The sequence below is a fragment of the Blautia argi genome, from assembly GCF_003287895.1.
GTDB lineage: Bacteria > Bacillota > Clostridia > Lachnospirales > Lachnospiraceae > Blautia > Blautia argi.
This window is the reverse complement of the sequence record NZ_CP030280.1, coordinates 2,640,396-2,660,925: the sequence shown is the minus strand read 5'-3', so window position 1 is coordinate 2,660,925 and position 20,530 is coordinate 2,640,396. Positions and strand designations below refer to the sequence as shown.

The following is a 20,530-nucleotide window of genomic DNA, read 5'->3' as shown; positions in this document are numbered from 1 at the left end:
GTGATTTAATGACCTCTTTGGAAAAATTTTTAAGTTTTTTTCGGGTATGAAAAAAGCCCGCACAAAACATATAGTCTGTACGAGCTTTTAAAGCTAAATAATATTTATTTTTTAATAGTGTACTGTTAGGTGGAATTAAATTGTAAAGAATTGCACTTAAAACATTCCATAACTCAAGCCCCCTTACAGCAAAATACTATGCAATGCCTAATCGAACTTATTGAGGAAATTTTAAAGTTTCTAATTTTCTTAAAATCAAGGATTTTGTTTGTTCTCTTGAATATCCCATTTCTGCTAATTCATGCAGACATTTGATTATCTGTAAATCTGTTTCTTCTTTCATTTTTGTTATTATACAGCAGTTATCTTTTGTAACAAAAAAATCATTTCCTTTTTTTACGATTAACTCTTTCTTTCTCAGTATTTTATAAGATAATTGAATTGTATGTTTACTAACATTTAATTCTTTACTTAAATTTGTTATTGAAAGTAGCTTTTGACCTGCTTTTAATTTCTGTTGAAAAATTTCTCGTTCTATATAATTTGATATTTGTTGTGCATAAGGGTAAACATCATTAAGATATAACTCCATGTGTATCACTTCCTTTGTTTTATCATCAATAAGCAACTATTCAATGCTTAATGTAAATTATGGACTGTTCCTTTTGGGAATGTAATTGTCAGTCTTGTATATTCCGTTTCTTTAGAAGTAATATCCAATTTCAAACCTAGTCTATCAGATAATTTTTTCGATAAATACAGTCCCATGCCCGTTGCATTTGCCTTGTTTCTGTTAGAACCAGTAAAGCCTTTTTCAAATACACGGGATAAATCAGACGTTTTTATTCCACAGCCATTATCTTCTATCACAAGCAGTATATTTGTTCCGTTGTCTTGACTGTATATCGTCAGTTTGTTTTCCTGCTTGTCAAAATACTTAATCGCATTTTGCACGATTTGAGATAGAATGAATGTCAGCCATTTTTCATCAGTATATACAACATTCTCTATGTCATGGATATTGATAATTACTTTCCTTTCCATAAGTGAATGACGAAATTTCAGAATGACATTATGTATCACTTCGTCTAACTGCAACTGTTTTACAAAATAGTCCTTTTCCGTATTTTCACTCCTTGCATAGTAGAGCATTTGTTCCACCAACTGAAATATCTTGTCTGTTTCTTTTTTTAACGTGTAATTTTTCGTATTATCGAACGTCAAAGACAATGCTCCTATCGGTATTTTAATTTCATGGGCGAAACTTTCCACATATTCTTGATAATCCTGCTTTTCCTCTGTGATTTTACCGATTTCATCATTCATAGATTTGCAGGCTTTTTTTAGTGCGTAGTAATAGGCTTCATTTTGAAATTCTTTTGGCTTTGGTAAAACATCTGCAATATAGTAGGTTTCTTCCAATCCGTCTACTAAATCAATAATATGTTGCGAAGCCTTACGTTTCTTCCGATACAAACACCATTGAAAAAGCCCTTGTATGCTGATGAACAGAATTACCAGCAATACAACAAATAGCGTATCTACACCGTAGAAAATCAAGAGAAATGCTACTAAGGCAAGAAAGAAAAGCTGAAACAATATCTCTGTTATTTTTTCTTCTAAGAATGTAAAAAAGCTCACAGTTTCCAACCCTTTCCTCGTATATTTTCCAATAAATGAACAATACCGATTTCTTTCATTTTCTTTTTTAGACGGGTCATATTAACCAGTAATACATTTTCGTCTAAATAATATTTGTCGTTCCACAGCTTTTCCAATAGTTCTTCCTTACTGATAACTTTATCTTCGTTCATAAAGAAGTAGTATAAGATACGAAATTCATTTCTTGTCAGTTCAATGCTTTTCTCTTGATACTTCAAAATGGATAAATGTAAATCAAGGGTACAATCTTTTTTGACAAGCTCACGGAAATTGTTCGGGTTTGATAACTGCAATGCACGCTTGATCTTCTCAAGAAGAATAAGCGTGTCATACGGCTTTGTGATAAAGTCAATTCCACCCACTTGAATACTTTTCAATTCGTCAGCATTTGTATCTCTGCTTGTTACAAAGATAATAGGTACTGGCATAGCTTGTTTTATTTTCCTGCATACTTCATAGCCATTTTCATACGGCAGGTTAATATCAAGCAAAACCAGCTCTACGCAATATTGCTTTAATTCCTCTGTCAGATTTTCAAAGTTAGTCAACAAGACTGTTTCATATCCTTGTGTGTTCAATAGTTTAGAAAGCTCCAGACGAGTGATTTCATCATCTTCGATAATTGCTATTCTCATTTCCACACCCCCTTGATTTACCATTATAATAATTCCACAGCAGGAGAGCTAGAAAAATCTAACTCTCCTCATTGATATTTCGTTTGAAACCGATATACGTTGCTATCCAATAAATTCCATAGATAAAGAAGAAAATCGCCAAACCTACTACGAAGTAAATTAAATAACTATACTCACTTTCTAAATAAATTTTATAAACATTATTGACTGATACCAGCATAAAGAAACTTGCAAGAATTGAATAAATAACTGGAACACCAAATAATATTAGTAATTGCTTTCTGATTGTTTTAAATAATGATTTATCATTCACTCCCAATCTTTTTAATGTTTGATAGCGGTATTTGTACTTTGTAGAGTCACTTAGTGATTGAATAGCAAGAACTGTTCCAACTGCCGAAATCAAAATAAAGGCAATATAAAGACAAATGCTTGCAATCATAGCGGTCATCGTATTTTGTTCTTCAATAGCAGAACCTCTTACAGAAAGTCTATAATATTGTACGACTGTTTCACCATCATCATTTACTATTACTAATCGATGTTTCAAATCTTGTTTGATTTTTTCTCTAAGTTTTGTATCTGTTTCTTCTATGGTATCTATAATCAGATGTTGCTCAGATACTTCCAAGCCTTGAACATATTCATCAGGCACAATAACAGCAAATCTTCCAGTATTATTTATTTGATACCAATACGTTTTTGTATCAATGCCCTTTAGTTTTAATTCTTTTCCACTTGTCAACTGAATTTTTTCAATATCCTTGTTGTTTTCAACTTTATATAACAAATCTTTGCTAGTTACAAGAAAATACTCGTCATTACTTAATTCTATGGTGTCCATATTCTTTAATTTCAGTATTTCGTTATAATCACTTAATTTCATTACTGGGTCATAATCATAAAATTGCACGTCAAAATAATTCTGCATTTGATGTTTCGGTTCTTTATAAACATCAAATTCGATTGCTTTATTTATTGTATAATCTTCATCAACAACATTCACATATTCTTTAAAATCTTTAAATGGTTGTTTTTCTTCAAACACATGAACATCAAACGGAGCTGTCATTTCTATGCTTGCTTTATACACTCCTTTATTGATACTTGAAAAATTTAAACATAACAAAGAAAGTAATATCAACATGGAAAGTGTCCCGAACGTAAAACTCATTGTTCTTGCTTTTGACGCAAAAGTTCTTGTTACAAAAAGGTTATCTTTTTGATATTTAAGTTTTTTATTTTTCAATAAAACCGACAACAACATATCTGCACAAGTAGCTGATACACCATAAATACTGATAATCAACATCATCATGCTAATCATCAAATACGTAAGAGTTTCTTGTTTACCGCTGTTTTCCATTGTCCAACGTGAAGCCCAAAGCAAAATAGCAGTAATTCCTAATATAACACTAACAATGAAAATAATATTTCTCTTTTTATTGCTACGGAACATTTTCTTTTCATTCTGCTTATCAAAATAAAGAAAATCATGTACCGTCATTTTTCTAATTCTTCGTAAAAGATTAAGCAGAACCAATACGTATATTGCCAAAAAGTAAATAGCAAGCAATCCTATGGAAACAAAATTTATTGAAATAAAGATTACTTCTGGAATACCTAATAAGTTTACAATTACCAATGATACAAATTGACTAAATATGAACCCAAGAGGAATAGCCAAAACCAAAGCACATATCGCTAATAACACATTTTCAATTACAAGCAATCGAGCAATTTCTTTTTTTCTAATTCCAAGAAGCATATATGTTCCAAGCTCTTTGCTTCGCTTTTCAAACATAAATTTTGTGGTGTAGTTAATCAAAAAACAGATAACAAATATAATAACAACATTCACAAAAGCTAGAATATACTTAAACGTATCCATGCCTGTCGATAATTCTATTACTTCTTCAGAACTTGCCACTAAGTTAAAAGCAAATATAAGAGAAAATGCGATAGTAACAGTTATCAAATAAATCAAATAATCTTTAATGCTTCTTTTTGTATTTCTAACCGCTAATTTACCTAACATTTCCCACTTCACCTCCGAGCAAGGTTAATATATCCAGTATTTCATTGAAGAAATCTTTTCTGCTTTTTTCCCCTCTGAAAATTTCATTGAATATTTTACCGTCTTTCAAGAACAAAATACGTTTACAAAAAGACGCACTAAACGGGTCATGTGTTACCATTAAAATAGTAGCCTGCATTTTCTTGTTGATGTCAGACATTGTTTCCAGTAACAATCTGGAAGATTTTGAGTCCAAAGCTCCCGTCGGTTCATCAGCTAATATCAGTTTCGGTTCATTGATTAAGGCTCTTGCACAAGCACAACGCTGTTTTTGTCCGCCAGAAACTTCATAAGGAAATTTCGATAAAATATCACGAATACCCAATTTATCAGCGATAGCATGAACTCGTTTGTCAATATCAGCAGGGTTCTGTTTGTTGATTACCAATGACAAAGAAATGTTTTCTTCAATCGTTAAGGTATCTAAAAGGTTGAAATCTTGAAAAATGAACCCTAGATTTTCACGTCTGAAATCAGCAAAATCTTTATCTTTGATTTTGGTAATATCTTGATTGTTGACTGTAATGTGTCCGCTGGTTACGGTATCAATCGTAGAGATACAGTTTAATAGGGTAGTCTTTCCAGAACCACTAGCTCCCATTATTGCGACAAATTCGCCCTTGTCTACATACATAGAAATACCGTCTACTGCCTTTGTGATATTTCCAGAGTTACCCCCGTAGTATTTTTTTACTTGTTCTAAATTTAAAATGTGTTCCATTAAAATCGCTCCTTTCTTCCTGCCACATTTATTTGTTTTGGAATACGATTAAATTATAGCAAGGGCAGTATTCAATTACACTTACAGTTTTGAAAGTAAACAGAGAGTAAAAGAGCCGTGATAATGCAGATCACAATTCTGTGAAGCATTTTCACGACCCGTTACTTTCATTGTCTAAAAAATTACAATTACAAACCTTTTATAAATAGTCGTAAGAAACCAATTCTTCCATAGGAATACGTGTAGCAAAATGACGTTCTGGGTCTGCTGGTGTTTCTTTCCCATAACCAATGACTAATATATTGACTGGTTCTAAATTATCTGGTAATTGAAATTCTCGTTTGATTACATTTGGTTTAAAAAAGCATACCCAAACTGTACCTAATCCCAACTCTGTTGCCTGCAACATCATGTGGTCTGTCAAAATAGTAGCGTCAATATCTGTTGTCTGTTTGTTATCAAAAGGTCGTTTCCACGCTTTTGAATGGTCTGCACAAACAATAATTGCCAATGGAGCATTATATATATTTCCAGCTTTTGCAATGCTTTTCAATCGTTCTTTGTCCTGCACCACCAACAATTTAACTGGCTGTAAGTTCGCCGCAGTTGGTGCAACATGAGCAGAAGCAAGTATTTTATCCAGCTTTTCTTTTTCTACGGGCTTATCTTCGTATGTTCTAACGGAATATCTCTTTTTTGCAATATCTAATACATTCATTTTTTTAATCTCCTTTGTTCTTGTGAATTAGGTCAACCTATACTATAATTATATCCGTAATAGTCTATTGGACAAGAACGCACTATTTTGTAATATACTACCTAAAAAGAAAGTGAGAGAACATCATGGAAAATAATTGTTGTGGTTTTAGTTGTCCCGTTGAAGCAACCATTCAACTAATCGGCGGAAAATATAAAGCGGTCATTTTATGGCACTTAATGAATAAAACATTACGGTATAGTGAAATTCATAAGCTCATTCCAAAAGCAACAGACAAAATGTTAGCACAACAGCTTCGTGAACTGGAAAAAGACGGATTGATTAACCGTAAGGTTTATCCTGTCGTCCCACCAAAAACAGAGTATTCCTTAACTGAATTTGGAAAAACCTTAACACCAATTCTTGATGAACTTTGTAACTGGGGCGAAAATTATTTACTCCAAAACTGATTGTAAGCCGTGATAATCAGATTTCTCGCTGTGAGTTGTTTACCACGGCGTTTTTATTTACAGCTTAACTTTTGTTTTTTTCGTAATCTTGTAAATATATTCTTCTGGCGTAGGACGTTTATTCCCAAAATACTTTTTGAAATTTGCCTGCACCTCTGGGTCTGTACTGTTCATAGCTTCATCAATCGTCGCTTCAATATCAGCCCGTATATCAGCTAAAGACACACCGCTAGCATTTGCACCTGCTTTCAATGCTTTTTTTATATCTCGTTTTTTAAGTCCTATCAAAATATCACTCCTAAATTAAATTTTCTGTTACACCAAATGCGGTATATTTCCTTTCAAATATACCGCATAAGAAAAAATAAATCAATAAATGAACTCTCTTGATTATCCTACAATCTTCCAGTTACTATCCTTATGTAGCACAAGCTCATACTGTGATACCTGCGTTGCCTTTGTCTGATTATCGAGGAATTTCACGGATACTTTGACTTTCACATTGCCCCCGTCCTTTGTAAAGATAGGGTTTACCAGTTCAGAATAAAGGTAGTCCCTGCCGATAGGTTCAAGCACATTTCCCGATACATAGTAGGCAAGTTCTTTTTCTGTGGCTGTCGGGTACAGCTTAAAGAATGTTTCCAGAAATGCGGCAGCGTCATTGACAGTATCAGCGTCCACGCTTGCGTCGGTTTCTGGTGTTTTAGGCTCATAGTCTGATTTTTCGATTGCTGGTGCAAGGGTAGGGTTCTGCACGATTACCATATTCCCGTCAGCGTCTACATGGACTTTCACGGTATAAGTTGCCTTGACATTGCTTGTCTGTTCTCCGTCTTTTATCTGCTGATCTACTTCGTAGGTGGCAGAAAAAGTGTCCGTTCCCGACTGTTCGATACTCCACACAATCACATCTGTAACCGTGGAGCTGGTCGGTATATCCATTCTGATTGTATCCACATTCAAGTCCTGCAATTCCTTTGTCAGATAACCGCTGATTGCCTGCGTCCTTGCTTCAATCACTTCTTTGCTGTTACTCCATGTGTAATAGGACTTCGCAAAGTTCTTTACGAAATTTTCTATCCCGTTGGTGTCCTGCAAGCGAAGCTCAATGATTTCTTTTTCATGGGTGGTGTGCTGGTCGATAGCGGTAAAATTCTTATACACCCCAAAGCTCACGCTTGCGATAAGCACCACCCACAACGCAATCACGGTTTTCTTATGTGTGCCTACTTTGACAGTACGCACCATTTTTTCTTTGACATTTTCTGTCTGTTTCTTATTCTTCTTAAACATATTTTCAAGTCCTTTCTATTGTTTTACTCGTCCTGCACCGATTAAGTGCTGTTGCCAGTAACTACTGCTTAGGTCTGCATATCCTATCGGGTCGCCTGCATGATATATCTGGTTATTCCCTACATAAATTGCAACGTGCGTTACATAAGTACCAGCGTTATAGGTAGAATGGAAAAACACCAAGTCCCCAGCCTTTGCCTGCGAAAGAGGAAGATGTTGGGTAGCGTCATACTGTGCTTGTGCTGTTCTCGGTAAAGAGATACCAGCTTTTCCATAGCACCATTGAACAAGTCCGCTACAGTCAAAAGAAGTGTTGGGATTGCTACCGCCATACACATATTTCCAGCCTTGATATTTTAACGCTTCATTCATTACCTTTTGTGCCAGCTCTCCCGATACCTGCGGAACAGTTAAATACTGATTGACTAATTCGACGTAGAACATATTTCCATAGCCATACCGCCAGCCCCCGTTCTTCGCAACGGCTATCGGGTTGGTGTAGGTTACTTTCTTTCCACCCGATTTCTCACGGGCGAAAATCTCTGCAAGATTGTATGTATGTTTCTTTCCTTTACCTGCCACATAGCCCACATAGCCACCGCCATAGTTATAGGACTGTATCGCTACATTCAAATCGTCGATACCTTGATTTTTGCAGGAAGAAAGCAGGGACGCAAAATACTTACACCCCTGCTTGATTGAACTTTCTGTATCTAAGGAATTAGGCGGTAAACCAAGACTTTCCGAACTCTGCATAACATCTTCTGCCGTACCGCCACTTTCTACTTGAATGATAGCCAGCAATACATTGACATACTCGGAAATACCGTATTCTTTGGCATATTTTTCCACCATAGGCTGATGTTTCAAGACTTCTGCTGATAAGTTCATACCCGTAATGCCAGAAGAAAAATTGCTGTTCTCGTCGTCGCTGTCCGCACTAATGAGGACACCAAAGAAAAGCACCAGAGAAAAGAGGAGAGGAAACAGACTGCCGATAAGAGCGATATGTTTCAGTTTCATTTTTTCTTCTGTCCTTTCTTCGTTACAAGGTTACGGGTTTTCTCTGTGGTCTGCTGGTTCTTCTGGACGCTCTGGGTCTGCTGAACCTTTGTCCTGCGGTCTTTGGTGTAATTCTGGCGTGTTTCCTGCGATACCACTTTTTCTACATTCTGCCTATGTGCTATCTGTGCCGACTGGGTCGCTTTCCTATCAGAAGCACCAGAAGATAACGGACGCTCTTTGATAACAGTTGTCTTGACTGGCTCACTTGCTTTAGAAGTGGTTGCTGTGGCAGGACGTTTGACTTCCTGCATTTTTTCTGCACTCGGCTTTGGAATGGTTGAAGCTGTGGCTGGTCGCTCATGGGGACGGGTAGCTCCCGTTGTCGCTGATCCGTCAGCCTTTCGCTGTGCCTGCCTTGCTTCTTGTGCCTTTTGAAGCTCCATACGCTTGTCAGCGATATTCTGCCTATGCTGTTCTTGCCTTTCCAAGCGTCCCGTTTGTCTGGACAGCTGTTCCTGCACCATGCCACGCTTAAAGTCGGACACGCTGGACTTTGCCTTTTCCTTTGCGGAATACACCGCATAAGCGGTCTGTGTCGGCATATCCTTGATATTCTCTTTGACAGCATTTGCCTTGTCTTTCACTTTATTTTTCGTATCTAAGACAGCCCCCACCTTTGAGCCTGCACGCTGTCCCATGCTGGAAGTAGATGTATTGCCCCGACTGTCTTTTGTGGCTGTGTTCCTTGTCGGTTTTCTGTTTGAAATCGTGCTACCTGCCACCGCACCAGCAACACCGCCAGCAGTAACCGCACCAGCAAGCCGTCTTTCCATACGCCTAGCTCTATGTCGCATAAACAGATATGGTCTGCGGAATATCCTGCGTCCCATGTTTTGACTGTCGCCAGCGTTCAAAGAGAACATACTCATTAAGTCGCCCAGCTTCATGTAGATACCAGCGAAACACACTATCTGTAAGAAAGCTACCATGAAAAACGGATAGTCCGTGGATATGTTATAAAACATACTGGAAATGCTGAACGCCACCGTTACAATGAGCGTTATTCCGGCCCTTGTCATTATGGTATTAAACACCCTTACGATTGCCTGCTTTGCCATGCTTTCATAGCTCGGTATCATAGAAAGTAGAAAACTGATAGGTAAAAACATTGCAAAGATAATAAAAAGTATCTGGCTAAACAACATCATGCCCGTAAGCAAGAATACAAATATCGTTATCCCTAAATTGAAGAACAGTAGGAAGAACACCATACCTAAACGGTTCACGACCTGCGGTATTGTTAGATTGTTGTTGTCATTGTCCTCGATTTCTGTTTTCACGACTTCCTCTCTGGTTTTCCCGTCCTCGTCCTCTGGGCTTGCCGATACAAGAGCTTCGACACGGTCTGTTCCGATTTCCTCTGCGTTGCTGTTACCGAATTGCAGAAGTAGCCACGGCTGTTCCACTTGAATAGAAAATAGGCTGTCCCGTATCAAGTCCACGCTGTCTTTGCCCTCGCTGTCAGAGTTGGGGAGCATGATTTTTGTTCCCAAGTCCAAAGAAGCGGTACTGATGTCGCTTGAAAACTCATTTATCTTTTTGATGTAGTCGGGAGCGTAGGCAATAAATGAAGCGGACAGCACGAACACCACCACAAAGTTGATAACAGCGTGAAGTGCCTTGCTTGTTTCCCGTTTTATCAGTCCCGTATAAGCAACATAAAGTCCCACCACCAAGATAATAAGAAGCAGGAAACCGACATAAAAGCCCGTGGAAGAAAAGCCGTTCTGTGTTACGCCTGCAAGGGTCTGTATGCTCTTTCCGATACTGTCTGCCATATCGTTAATAAAATCAAGTTTATAGGCTTCCTGCACCACATAGCCCGTTGCATTACTCAAATATAAACTGATAGTCCAGACAAAGTTGGTAATGCAATAAAGCCCGTACTGTACTGATTTTCCAATCCCGTCCAGCCAGTTCCACGGAAGCCATGACCAGCTATTATCTACATAAAAATCAAGCTGGTAGTTGGAAAGGGGATATTTTGAGTAAAGATTTTCTGCGTTTATGGTATCGTCCACAAGCCCCGTCGCATGAGCCACCGTCCCCAGAAGTGAAAGCAGGATAAGGGAGAGTGCCACGACAAACAGAGCCATTTTGAGAACGTGAAGTATCTTCTTTTTTGTGAACGCACCTTTTATCCTTTCTTTCATCACTCCACCTCATTTCTCTGTACGGGCGGTCTGGTATCAAAGGCGTGTAGCAGTTCTTCAAAGACTGGGTGTATCTGCACCACACCGACACGCCCGTATAAGTCCTGCAATAAGCATTGTCCGTTTTCCAAATCACGCAAGCGTTTCTGGTTGTTCTCATCGTCCTTGTCGATACCGAAAAACTCTAAGGTCTGTTTTATCTCGTTGATGTCGGTGCTTCTAAAGGCAAACTTCAAGCCGATATTGTTTTTCAGACTTTCTTTTGACACGTCCCCAGAAGATTGTGTAACAAAATAAACGCCTGCCTGCATAGCACGTCCAGCACGAACCAGCTTATTTGATAAAGTTTCGCCTTGTGCCACGTTTAAGAACGCCCACGCTTCGTCCAAATCGACAATCTTAAAAATGCTTCTGTCTGAATGGATAAAATCAAGAGCAAAGGTACTAATCACAATCAGCATAGACACCGACAATAATTCAATGGTCGTGTATTCCTCAAAGGTCGTGTCCTTATCTGGCAATACTAAGTCCGCTACTTGAATGATATTGAGCTGGTTATCAAGGCTGATAGCATTTTCCACCGTACCGTCTGAAAACAGCAGGTGTGCAAAGTCGTAGTCCGTGAAGCTGTCGATATGGTCTGCGATATTTCTTGATACTGGCGTATCTTCACGGCGTAACTCGTCTATCACATGAAGCAAGCCCCGTTTGTCGCTCTGGGTAACGGAACGCACCGCCTTACGAAGTACGGGGAACTTTTCTCCGTCCCTTGAAGAAATACCCGTAAGGAATGTCAAGATGTCGATTGCCAGACTTTCAGCGTCCTTAACATTCTTCATAATCACGAATGGGTCAAGAAGTCCTGCATTGTCCTTGTCGCTGGTAAGATTTACGATATTGATTTCATGGGCTATTTCTGGAAGTGTTTCTTTCCAGTTGCCACGCTATAGCGATAGGTAACTTTTTGATGTTATCTCCAAGTTTTCCCCCGCTTCACACCGTACATGAAACTTTCGCTTCATACGGCGTTCCATCATATCCAAATAGATTTATAAGTTATTTCCCAGTTATTGTCTGGTATCCGTAATTCGTCCGTATTCTGTTCAGTTTTTTCTTCTGCTGACTATTAAGAACATAACCTTTTAACAGTGATTTTGCTTCGTCTGCTGATTCTGTTAGGATTGCCTTTGCAATGGGAATTTCCACAAATGCCAGATTAGAATATCTATCAAGGTTATCTCCTTTGTCTGATTTGTGAATACATATCAGAGTGGACGGAGTTCCTCGACGATTCATTACATAGCAGTTGCCTTGTTGTGCGATATATGCCGAAATACGATTGTCGTTAAACTCTACGCTATCGGCAGGGTTTTCATTTTCCAACAACGCTCGGATTTCTTCTTTTGTTACAACTACAACGTCCTCATGCACCTTGTTTCTCCCTTGCTTTGTAAAATTACAAATATCTTGCGAGAAATTCATAGGATTTTTGTGTTGTACTCCTTGAATCGGCAATAGCGGATTATCCGCAATCATCACTATTTTTGTTTTTGGTCTGATTCCTTTTGTCCTGCTCTGAAATTCTGAACTTGTACTTTCAAATGGAACTGATTTTGCAATGTTCCTTAAACGGATTCGTATGGTCGGTAAGAGAGCGTAACTTACTTCTGTCAGGTTGTTATATACGTTAGTTGCTATGCAGTAGTAATTCTGCATACCGATAACTGTCAGATTATATCTGCTGATATTGAAGCCAGTCGTATGTCTGGCTATATCTTTTACCTTTAACTTTAGATTTGTTTTCGCTTTCTTTAATGCTTTTTGGTTCATATCTGTTTTGGCAACATAACCGTGTTTCGTTCTTCCTTTTGGAATGACTTTGATTTTGAACCCCAGAAAATCTGATGAATTTTTCTTCAGATTTACTACCTTTGATTTCTCTGGACTGATTTCTAATTTCAGCCTTTTATTAAGAAAATCTACGGTACTGTGGTAAAATCTTTGTGCTTCTCCATAGGTTGAACACATGATTTTAAAATCATCAGCGTAACGTACAATAAAACCGCTTTTCAGTTTGGTATATTTCTTTGCGTATTGAAGCCACCCATTTTTACTGCGGTTCTTCGGCTGGAATGTTTCCCACTGACTGCTTACCCACCAGTCTAATTCATTAAGGACTATGAGGGAGAGCAGTGGACTTAACAGACCGCCTTGTGGCGTTCCTTTTTCTGGGACACCCTCGCCGTCAATTTCGGCTTTCAGCATTTTGCTGATAATGCAAATCAATCTTTTATCCCGAATACCAAGTGTCCAGATTTGTTTTAATAGTTTTCCATGATTGACATTATCGAAAAATCCTTTAATGTCTACGTCAACACAGTAATGATATTTTGATAAATTTATCAGTGTCGTTACTCTGCTGACTGCATGGTGGGCACTTCGATTCGCACGGAATCCATAGGAATGATTATGGAACTTTGGTTCGCATATCGGCTCTAGGACTTGCAGGATACATTGTTGTACCAGCCTGTCCCAGATACACGGAATCCCCAATGGACGCATTTTATCGCTCCCAGCTTTTGGAATGAAAACACGTCTGACTGATTTGGGGCGGTAGTTGCTAAGGCTTTCCCGAACGGTAGCAACAATCTCAGCATTGCTGAGTTGTTTTATATCGTCTATCGTCATTCCATCCGTTCCAGCCGTTTTACTGCCACTGTTTGATTTCAGATTACGGTAAGCTAAACAAATATTTTGTTCCGAACCAATAATTTCAAGTAACTTATAAAAGTTATTACCGTTCTTGCTCTGTGCGTATAACTCGTCATAAATATGTTGCATATCATAATACTCGTTATAGCGGAGCTTGTTTTTCTTTAGCATGGTCTGTACCCTCCTTGTTTGCAGGAGCAAGTACATCTCTTAGTCTTACTCGAACCCATACCATTTTTCTTAGTAATTCTATTCTTCATATGACTAGTGGCTATCCCTCCACCGCTTGTTATCACGGTTTCATAGGTACTGTGCCACCACTCTCACTGACATTAACACACCTTATATCATTGCTAATCTCACAATAACTTTCTGATGTGAACACTTCACAGACAGTAAAATCTCCATGTTGTCAGCTTTCAACGTTCCAAACACACTATCTGTACATATATCCTTAGGTTTCCTCTATAAGCCTGCTACCTTGATAACGCCTTTAACGTTATATGGATTTTCATAAATGCGGAGTCTTACTCACCCACAGTAGCGACACTGTTTGTGTCACTGGACATTTCTATCCAGCCCCGATATAGACCTGTACATTCAAGGATTCGTCAGTAGACCTCTCATCTACATTCTAACCATAGATATTTTATAGACTTCCGGCATATAGGACACAACGCCCACCTCTGGGAATCTTTCGTCAGCATTATCTGTTACGGTGTCTGTCTGCCGACTTCACCGAGCTTCTGACAGAGCCTTGTTTACTCAAGTTTCTGCCAGTCGGAGTATTAAAGTAGCCTTTCAGGGCGTTACCCCGTCATTCGACTATTCGTGTGTTTAGTTCTCCAACACACATTAAATATTGATTTAATGAAGTGCTGTGCCTACTCTTTTCAAGTAGGAACGTTTCGCACCTGATTTTGGGTCTAAGATAACCGCTTGTCCCCCAAAAAGAACCGAATAATACACCAGAAGATTGTTGCAGAACGACTTCCCACCGCCAAGCGAACCGACAAAAGCAGACGCAAGGGCGTTGGTAACTGTACCTTTTATACCTTGACTGGCAAGGGACGGTTGCAGGTACACATTTCTTCCCGTATCAACGGAATAGCCTATATAGATACCCGTAGTTTCCCCTAACTGCTGGGTCGCACCAAAGCCAAGCCCTGCCAAGAAGTCTGATTTTACATACTGCACATAGTCATTGATATATCGCTTGCTGGCAGGAAGAAATTCAGAATGAAGCCCCAGCATATCCCCAGCAGGACGCACCAGCTTTACATTGAGGTCGTCGTAAAAGTCCTTGACTTCATCACAACGGCGTTTCAGCTCGTCAAGATCGGGTGCAGACACCCGTATCACGTAGCTTAACTTATACATACTTTCTTTGCTCTGGTCTAAGTCCGTTTCCAGCTCGTCCACGCTGTCTAATGCGTCCACCACATTTGAGCTTGTTTCACTTCCTGCTTGATAAGCGTGATTGTCAAGGTCTTTCAATTCCTTTTTCTTGTTGCGGACGGTTGTTAATGCTTTACGGTTCTCCACGATTTCTACATTCATACTCGTATCAACTGGGAATGTGAATTGCTGTTGCTGGAAATAGAAGATTTCACTTGACGGAAAATCAAGCTCGCCTACAATCGCATTGACGGTAAAATAGGACACATAGCTTTCCTTGTCCTCATGTTCCAAGCGTAAATACCGCTGGCTTTCTTCAATCACACATCTTGTCGGACGGATAAGGTCGTAGTATTTTATCAGCGTTTCTTTCTTCAATTTCTTCTTTGGTAACTGGTACTCATAATCTTCATAGGCGATACCGTCCCTGCCGTAAAGATGTTCCATGAGATACCCAAAATCGTCGATTTCCAAGCGACGCACCTTGAAACGACGTGAGATTTTATTTTCCAGTAACTTTTCCATTTTCATGTAGCGGTTGATTTCATCATTCGGCATGGAAACAAAGTCATTCATCAGCGTGTGGTTCACTTCATGGAGAAATTCCGTGAGCGTCAGCCACGCCGATTTTTTGATGTTCTTCAGATTGAGCTGTTCTTCCGTAACCATGAGCTTAAAGCCAAGAAAAAAGCGGTAGTCCACTTGATTGTCCCCAATCATAGATACTAACGCTTCGGTCTGTTCGTCTATCTTCTGGCAGGCAACTTCCTTTAATTTTCCCGTTACCAGTTTCTTTGACTGTTCCTGCATACTGCGGATTGAGCTTTCCGTCGCTATCTGCAAGGCATGAATTTTACCCTCACGGGACTGTGCGATAAGCTGTCGGAAACTGTCATGCACGATAAATTTCTGCTCTGCGGATAAGAAAGAATAGTTGTACGGTATCAATTCATAGTAAGCAAACACCTCATTGTCCTTGTTCCAGACAAGGTTATTGTCAATATATTTTATCGGGAACATAATTCACACTCCTTACTGCCGTGATTGTTTCATTCAATATCTGCTTATGCAGTTTTACGGCTTTTCCTGCATAAGTGATTTTCGGTCTTATCGCATAGGTTATCTGTGATTTCAAAAAGCTGTACGGCTTCTTTCCGTCAAAGGTCTTTTGCGACATAAACCAAGTGAGAGCAACGGGAATACCAAAGTATTTGAGAAATGCTCCCTCAATCATGGAAAGTGGGGGAATATCCCCAAACAGAATGATGATAAATTCCGTAATCACAAACCATGTAATCTGTGTAAAAGTAACGGGAAAGGGTAAGTTAAAGTCATTGATTGCATACAAGACTTTTTCCACGTTCCAGATACCCGTGTAGCTTTTAATCTTTTTCAAGTTCTTTCAGCTCCTTTCGTAAATTTCTAAATGGAAAAGGACAGCCATTTTCAGACTGTCCCTTAAAAGAGAAATATGCTGTCAGTAGCAACAATGCTTGTCGCTGATCTTCCAGCGTTAGTATGGTATCTCGCACATACCTCGGCTTGTTTCAATGAAGCAACCGCCCATATCCAAATCTCGCCCGTAGGCTTCATAGTCAATGTAGTTCTGCAAGCTGGGTGGAATATCCCCTAGTGCCTGCAATTCGTCTATGTAGTAGTAGGCAACATCTGTCATGGTTTCACAGTCGGGATAATAATAAATATCGTCCTTGTGTTCCACGACTTCTTCCAGCGTCCCAAAGTGGCTGATAAATTCGTCCAGACACTCTACGATATAGTCGGGAAGTTCCTCTATCATTTCATACATATCATTGAGTTCTTCAATGGAAACATACTCGCCAATCGCAATCGGGAAGTTGTCGGTATCATGGATTGCGTATTCCTCATACTGTTCATTTAAGCCGATTTTTTCTTTTACATCTTCCTCGTCAATGGGGAACGTGAACCAAGCACCGACTAAATAGCCCTCATTGTATTTGCCAAGATTAGCAATGTAAACCGCCATATCATCAATCATAAGCACCACCTCATTTCCTACTCTGACAGTTCAAAGATACCGTGTTCCGTTACTAAAAATTTCCCGTGTTCCTGCAAGTGAGAAGCATAGGCTTCAAAGTCAAAATAGTATTCTTGACAGTCCTCGGATAAATGTTTGAACGTCGGGTCATTCATCAGCTTTTGCCTTGCAACATCTATCATGCTTTTGCAGTCGGGATAAACCGTAATCACGTTCCTGCAAATATAAAGTGCTTCTAAATTTTCATACACCGCAAGAAGTGCTGTATATTCTTCCTGCATATCGCTTGAAAGCTGGCGGTACATAAAATCGAATTCGTTGAGCTGGTACACGCTTGTATGTTCGTGAACTTCATCAGCAAAAGGCAACCCCTTTTCGATAATACGGTAATCTTGACTTTCTGCACCGACACCTAGCTTTTCTTCAAACTCGGCAACGTCTATCGGCAGTTCAAACCAGTATGATACTGTTTCTTCGCCAGTTGTTCTTCCCGTTTCCACCAGCACCCTTGTTTCCTGCATTGTTCCTCACGTCCTTTCTGTTGTTTCATCACATCTTTTAAGGTCTGGTACGACATACCAAACACATACTTTGAAAAATCTTCTAACTGTCTTTCTTCATAGTCGGCAGGGTTCAGTCGTTTCATTTCATGCCACACCTTACGCTTGTAAGAGGGCAGGTCGGAAATGTATTCACAGCCGACGTTTGCCTGCATATCCTTAAAAATATCGTTCATTTCATCACTCCAATCTGAAATTTTAGGTAAGAAAAAAGCAGTCAATCCTAAGACTAACTGCTTTGTGTGTATAGATATAATTTGATTAAGTTTTAAAACCAGCTTATTTTTTCATCTCTAAATTGAGGGCTATCGCTGTGCTGATATGGATTGTAGTTATTCAAATTGCAACCATATTCTTTTAATGATTTGATTTTGTTATCTTCTGTCCATTCAATTAAGGAAATACCGTCAAATTCTTCAACACTTCCCGTATTCATTTCATTTTTAAAATACCATTCTACGACAGTTTGATTTTCTTTATGAAAGAACTGTTTAATATCCCAAATAATGACTTTACCACGAGTATTCCATTCATTAAACCAATGTTTTACTGTTTTAAGATTTTTATATTTAGGACACCAACTTTCCGTATAAACAACATCTTCTGTAAAAATTTTATCCATTCCTAAATCTTGCTGTTTAAGCCACATATCGAACCATAAGCGAATGATTTTTTCTCTCTCATTCATAATAAAACACCTCAATCCTAAGACCAATTACTTTGTAAATAATGAAGTTGAAAATTTATTTTATAGAATTTTTGCCATATAAAACTCATCAACAAAGGAACCAGCAACAAACATTGATTTTTTTCTTATTCCTTCAATTTTAAAACCATTTTTTTCATACAAATTTTTTGCAGTATTATTACAACATTCAACTGTCAGTTCCAAACGGACAATATTATTTGTTTTAGCCCATAAATCTAAATTATTAAAAAAAGTAGTTCCAATACCTTTTCCTCTATATTTTTTTAAGATACCTATAACAATATATGCAGTATGAAAATTTCTTTCAAATTTTCCTCTTTCTGCTCTAATATAACCAACTATTTTGTCATTTTCTGTTGCCACTTGCAAAAAATCAAAACCTTGAATTACATTGTCTTGAATATCTAATTTTAATTCTTGAATAGTAGTTTTCGCTTTTCTTTCATTTGGTTCGTACATCATGTAATCTGTTTCAGTATCTAAACGATTTAATAACTCCCAAAAATCTTTTATTCTATTGATTTCCAATTTGCTATAAATAATCATATTTTCAACCTCAAATCGTATTCACTTTATTTCATATTCTAAATTATACCATTCTCATATCAGCACAACAATAAAATTTTATGCACCGATAATCTTATTGAACAGCTCTAACAGTACATCTTTCACACCGCCAGCGTTGAATACCAAACCAACAGCAATCAAGGCAACTACCAAGAAGCCGATAAGTTTGGAAAACTCACGCTTGAACCCTAAGTAGATACCGATAACCACGATTGCCATAAGCACTAAGCTCTGTGCGTTTGATAAAAACCATTGATATAAATTTTGTCCGAAATTCATTTAATTGTCCTCACTTTCTTTTAATTGTTTCATTTCACAGTCAGCTTCTTTGCCGACATTCAAAATACACATCAAGACTACGCCGATACCCATTCCCATAGATACCAGCAGGAAGTCTTTTAATAATACCCACATTTTTTATCACTCCTAACTTTCTACTAAATCTTTTGCAGGGGTCGTCTGCTGTTTGATTATCATTTCATGCTTTTCTGTGAGCTTTGCCTGCTGTTCGATTGTTTCCATGTAATCTGTACCGTTTCCTTTATCAATCTTTTTCAGCATTTTCAAGGTCGGTGCTACCTGCCTTTGTACCCACCGCAATGTGCGGTCTAAGGTATAAGGCTCTGGCTTTGTCGTCAGCTTCAAACTCTGTCTGTTATCGCCGATAAACCAAGCCCAGCGGTCATTGAGTTTCCAGTCATTTTTTCGCTTGTCTGGTTCTTCATCAACAAACCGCACATACTGGTTGATGATAGAAAAGGCGGTCTGCTCTGCGTCATAATAGGTCAGCAAATCTCGTACTGCATAGTAAGCACGTTCATTGCGAAGCCGTATCTCAAAACGGTTGATAATGTCGGCTTCATCAAGTGGTGTCCCTAACTTGACATACTGCTCATAGTCCTTTTCATAGATACAGAAATACACATCTGATTTCAGCGAACCAAGATAAAGGGTACGTCCCATATATTCTCTGTCGTCCTCTCTGTGCTTGATAAGCTCGCCCGACTGATAAAACTTATAGCTTCTGGACTTTCCGATATATTCCCGTTTCCTGCATTTTTCCGCAAGCTCTGGAATATCCAAAATGCCCGTATGGTCGTTGATAGCAAGGTCAATACGCTTCATCACGCCACCGTCTATGAGTGCGTCCATGAGGAAGTCATACCAGCTTCTTTGCTGTGCCAGCAGGTAACTTTCAAACTGCCTGCAACCACGCCCCTTTAATTCTAAAAGGACACCTTTTTCTTCGTCAGCCGACGTATAGATAAAGATGTCCCCTAAAGAATAATGCTCCGTATAACTGTAATGTCCGTAATCTTCATGGAGCATATAATTGATATTCAGTTTTAATATATCTTTGATGATGTGCTGTATATCCAGCGTGGGAAAACGAATTTTCACATAATCAAACAGCATGGTAAGCGGTGCTTCTGGATTGAACCTTGCCAGTTCCTTATTCAAAGTTTCCAGAAGTTCTTTTGACGGCTTCATTTTTCCGCTTTCTATCTTGTTAAGATATTCTCTTGTGATACCAGAAACCACCGCCAGCCTGCCTTGTGAGATACCGTAAGCAATCCGTTTCTCCCGTAATTCTTTTATCCATTGTTCTTCATTCAGAACCATACCCCCAATCTGTAAAGTGTGAAGTTTTTTAAGACGACTTCACAGTCGATTTTTGCTAGGAAACCATGCCAGAAGCCTTATGTTTCCTATGTTTTTTGTCTTTTGTCCATTTGCAAACGTACCCCTCTGTTAGATACCGAGGGGTTTTACCTGCTGGCGTGGCTTACGCCA

At 38.6% G+C, this 20,530-nt stretch carries 21 protein-coding genes and 2 pseudogenes; 1 reads left to right on the top strand and 22 read right to left on the bottom strand.

Features of this window, described 5'->3' with window-relative positions:
- Positions 1-217 precede the first annotated feature (217 nt).
- From DQQ01_RS12960 to DQQ01_RS12930, 6 genes are all read right to left on the bottom strand, one after another.
- Positions 218-592: a GntR family transcriptional regulator gene (locus tag DQQ01_RS12960; protein ID WP_002323006.1), complete on the bottom strand. Its 375-nt coding sequence runs from the start codon at positions 590-592 to the stop codon at positions 218-220.
- 47 nt (positions 593-639) lie between these two features.
- On the bottom strand, positions 640-1,641 hold the full coding sequence (locus DQQ01_RS12955; protein ID WP_002323005.1) for a sensor histidine kinase: 1,002 nt from the start codon (positions 1,639-1,641) through the stop codon (positions 640-642).
- Positions 1,638-2,297, bottom strand: coding sequence for a response regulator transcription factor (locus DQQ01_RS12950; protein ID WP_009264385.1), 660 nt, complete (start codon positions 2,295-2,297; stop codon positions 1,638-1,640). The genes DQQ01_RS12955 and DQQ01_RS12950 overlap by 4 nt, the downstream gene beginning before the upstream one ends.
- A gap of 58 nt (positions 2,298-2,355) precedes the next feature.
- Positions 2,356-4,335 (bottom strand): ABC transporter permease, encoded by a 1,980-nt coding sequence (locus DQQ01_RS12945; protein WP_002323003.1) that lies wholly within the window; start codon positions 4,333-4,335, stop codon positions 2,356-2,358.
- A complete protein-coding gene (locus DQQ01_RS12940) occupies positions 4,325-5,095 on the bottom strand; it encodes an ABC transporter ATP-binding protein (protein WP_002323002.1) in 771 nt (256 codons plus the stop codon). The genes DQQ01_RS12945 and DQQ01_RS12940 overlap by 11 nt, the downstream gene beginning before the upstream one ends.
- A gap of 199 nt (positions 5,096-5,294) precedes the next feature.
- Positions 5,295-5,813 (bottom strand): nitroreductase family protein, encoded by a 519-nt coding sequence (locus DQQ01_RS12930; protein ID WP_003436077.1) that lies wholly within the window; start codon positions 5,811-5,813, stop codon positions 5,295-5,297.
- Positions 5,814-5,938: 125 nt separating this feature from the next.
- Here DQQ01_RS12930 and DQQ01_RS12925 point away from each other — a divergent pair, with 125 nt between their 5' ends.
- Positions 5,939-6,262, top strand: a complete 324-nt coding sequence (locus tag DQQ01_RS12925) for a winged helix-turn-helix transcriptional regulator (RefSeq protein ID WP_003436079.1) — start codon at positions 5,939-5,941, stop codon at positions 6,260-6,262.
- 57 nt (positions 6,263-6,319) lie between these two features.
- Here DQQ01_RS12925 and DQQ01_RS12920 read toward each other — a convergent pair whose 3' ends face one another.
- The 16 genes and pseudogenes from DQQ01_RS12920 to mobT form a co-directional block, all read right to left on the bottom strand.
- Positions 6,320-6,550 (bottom strand): hypothetical protein, encoded by a 231-nt coding sequence (locus DQQ01_RS12920; protein WP_002322999.1) that lies wholly within the window; start codon positions 6,548-6,550, stop codon positions 6,320-6,322.
- Between the two features lie 102 nt (positions 6,551-6,652).
- On the bottom strand, positions 6,653-7,555 hold the full coding sequence (locus DQQ01_RS12915; protein WP_111920364.1) for a conjugal transfer protein: 903 nt from the start codon (positions 7,553-7,555) through the stop codon (positions 6,653-6,655).
- Between the two features lie 15 nt (positions 7,556-7,570).
- On the bottom strand, positions 7,571-8,578 hold the full coding sequence (locus DQQ01_RS12910; RefSeq protein ID WP_002322996.1) for a C40 family peptidase: 1,008 nt from the start codon (positions 8,576-8,578) through the stop codon (positions 7,571-7,573).
- Positions 8,575-10,773, bottom strand: coding sequence for a CD3337/EF1877 family mobilome membrane protein (locus DQQ01_RS12905; protein WP_021390039.1), 2,199 nt, complete (start codon positions 10,771-10,773; stop codon positions 8,575-8,577). Before DQQ01_RS12905 ends, DQQ01_RS12910 begins: the two co-directional genes overlap by 4 nt.
- Positions 10,773-11,717 (bottom strand): annotated as a pseudogene (locus DQQ01_RS12900) (ATP-binding protein); the annotation flags it as partial. The gene DQQ01_RS12905 and the pseudogene DQQ01_RS12900, both read right to left, overlap by 1 nt.
- A gap of 112 nt (positions 11,718-11,829) precedes the next feature.
- Complete coding sequence (gene ltrA, locus DQQ01_RS12895; protein WP_002298631.1) at positions 11,830-13,656, bottom strand: group II intron reverse transcriptase/maturase; 1,827 nt, start codon at positions 13,654-13,656, stop codon at positions 11,830-11,832.
- A 744-nt stretch (positions 13,657-14,400) separates the two neighbouring features.
- Positions 14,401-15,903: pseudogene (locus tag DQQ01_RS12890) on the bottom strand (ATP-binding protein); the annotation flags it as partial.
- Complete coding sequence (locus DQQ01_RS12885) at positions 15,881-16,279, bottom strand: conjugal transfer protein (RefSeq protein WP_111920363.1); 399 nt, start codon at positions 16,277-16,279, stop codon at positions 15,881-15,883. The gene DQQ01_RS12885 and the pseudogene DQQ01_RS12890, both read right to left, overlap by 23 nt.
- 117 nt (positions 16,280-16,396) lie before the next feature.
- The gene (locus tag DQQ01_RS12880; protein WP_111920362.1) at positions 16,397-16,900 is read right to left on the bottom strand and encodes an antirestriction protein ArdA; all 504 of its coding nucleotides are present in this window, start codon (positions 16,898-16,900) and stop codon (positions 16,397-16,399) included.
- Between the two features lie 17 nt (positions 16,901-16,917).
- The gene (locus tag DQQ01_RS12875; protein ID WP_111920361.1) at positions 16,918-17,421 is read right to left on the bottom strand and encodes an antirestriction protein ArdA; all 504 of its coding nucleotides are present in this window, start codon (positions 17,419-17,421) and stop codon (positions 16,918-16,920) included.
- Positions 17,340-17,636, bottom strand: a complete 297-nt coding sequence (locus DQQ01_RS12870) for a conjugal transfer protein (protein WP_111920946.1) — start codon at positions 17,634-17,636, stop codon at positions 17,340-17,342. The genes DQQ01_RS12875 and DQQ01_RS12870 overlap by 82 nt, the downstream gene beginning before the upstream one ends.
- A gap of 92 nt (positions 17,637-17,728) precedes the next feature.
- On the bottom strand, positions 17,729-18,148 hold the full coding sequence (locus DQQ01_RS12865; protein WP_002322990.1) for a nuclear transport factor 2 family protein: 420 nt from the start codon (positions 18,146-18,148) through the stop codon (positions 17,729-17,731).
- Positions 18,149-18,208: 60 nt separating this feature from the next.
- Complete coding sequence (locus DQQ01_RS12860) at positions 18,209-18,715, bottom strand: GNAT family N-acetyltransferase (protein ID WP_002322989.1); 507 nt, start codon at positions 18,713-18,715, stop codon at positions 18,209-18,211.
- A gap of 78 nt (positions 18,716-18,793) precedes the next feature.
- Positions 18,794-19,015 carry a hypothetical protein gene (locus DQQ01_RS12855; protein WP_002323342.1) on the bottom strand — a complete coding sequence of 74 codons (222 nt, stop codon included), beginning with the start codon at positions 19,013-19,015 and terminating at the stop codon, positions 18,794-18,796.
- Complete coding sequence (locus tag DQQ01_RS12850; protein WP_002322987.1) at positions 19,016-19,150, bottom strand: DUF3789 domain-containing protein; 135 nt, start codon at positions 19,148-19,150, stop codon at positions 19,016-19,018.
- Positions 19,151-19,162: 12 nt separating this feature from the next.
- The gene (gene mobT / locus DQQ01_RS12845) at positions 19,163-20,359 is read right to left on the bottom strand and encodes a MobT family relaxase (protein ID WP_002322986.1); all 1,197 of its coding nucleotides are present in this window, start codon (positions 20,357-20,359) and stop codon (positions 19,163-19,165) included.
- Positions 20,360-20,530 lie beyond the last annotated feature (171 nt).

Bases quoted from the DNA above. Each gene is read 5' to 3' on its own strand.
- DQQ01_RS12960 (WP_002323006.1), bottom strand. From the start codon at position 592: ATGGAGTTATATCTTAATGATGTTTACCCTTATGCACAACAAATATCA.
- DQQ01_RS12950 (WP_009264385.1), bottom strand. From the start codon at position 2,297: ATGAGAATAGCAATTATCGAAGATGATGAAATCACTCGTCTGGAGCTT.
- DQQ01_RS12945 (WP_002323003.1), bottom strand. From the start codon at position 4,335: ATGTTAGGTAAATTAGCGGTTAGAAATACAAAAAGAAGCATTAAAGAT.
- DQQ01_RS12940 (WP_002323002.1), bottom strand. From the start codon at position 5,095: ATGGAACACATTTTAAATTTAGAACAAGTAAAAAAATACTACGGGGGT.
- DQQ01_RS12930 (WP_003436077.1), bottom strand. From the start codon at position 5,813: ATGAATGTATTAGATATTGCAAAAAAGAGATATTCCGTTAGAACATAC.
- DQQ01_RS12925 (WP_003436079.1), top strand. From the start codon at position 5,939: ATGGAAAATAATTGTTGTGGTTTTAGTTGTCCCGTTGAAGCAACCATT.
- DQQ01_RS12915 (WP_111920364.1), bottom strand. From the start codon at position 7,555: ATGTTTAAGAAGAATAAGAAACAGACAGAAAATGTCAAAGAAAAAATG.
- DQQ01_RS12910 (WP_002322996.1), bottom strand. From the start codon at position 8,578: ATGAAACTGAAACATATCGCTCTTATCGGCAGTCTGTTTCCTCTCCTC.
- DQQ01_RS12905 (WP_021390039.1), bottom strand. From the start codon at position 10,773: ATGAAAGAAAGGATAAAAGGTGCGTTCACAAAAAAGAAGATACTTCAC.
- ltrA (WP_002298631.1), bottom strand. From the start codon at position 13,656: ATGCTAAAGAAAAACAAGCTCCGCTATAACGAGTATTATGATATGCAA.
- DQQ01_RS12880 (WP_111920362.1), bottom strand. From the start codon at position 16,900: ATGATTGATGATATGGCGGTTTACATTGCTAATCTTGGCAAATACAAT.
- DQQ01_RS12875 (WP_111920361.1), bottom strand. From the start codon at position 17,421: ATGCAGGAAACAAGGGTGCTGGTGGAAACGGGAAGAACAACTGGCGAA.
- DQQ01_RS12870 (WP_111920946.1), bottom strand. From the start codon at position 17,636: ATGAACGATATTTTTAAGGATATGCAGGCAAACGTCGGCTGTGAATAC.
- DQQ01_RS12865 (WP_002322990.1), bottom strand. From the start codon at position 18,148: ATGAATGAGAGAGAAAAAATCATTCGCTTATGGTTCGATATGTGGCTT.
- DQQ01_RS12860 (WP_002322989.1), bottom strand. From the start codon at position 18,715: ATGATTATTTATAGCAAATTGGAAATCAATAGAATAAAAGATTTTTGG.
- DQQ01_RS12855 (WP_002323342.1), bottom strand. From the start codon at position 19,015: ATGAATTTCGGACAAAATTTATATCAATGGTTTTTATCAAACGCACAG.
- DQQ01_RS12850 (WP_002322987.1), bottom strand. From the start codon at position 19,150: ATGTGGGTATTATTAAAAGACTTCCTGCTGGTATCTATGGGAATGGGT.
- mobT (WP_002322986.1), bottom strand. From the start codon at position 20,359: ATGGTTCTGAATGAAGAACAATGGATAAAAGAATTACGGGAGAAACGG.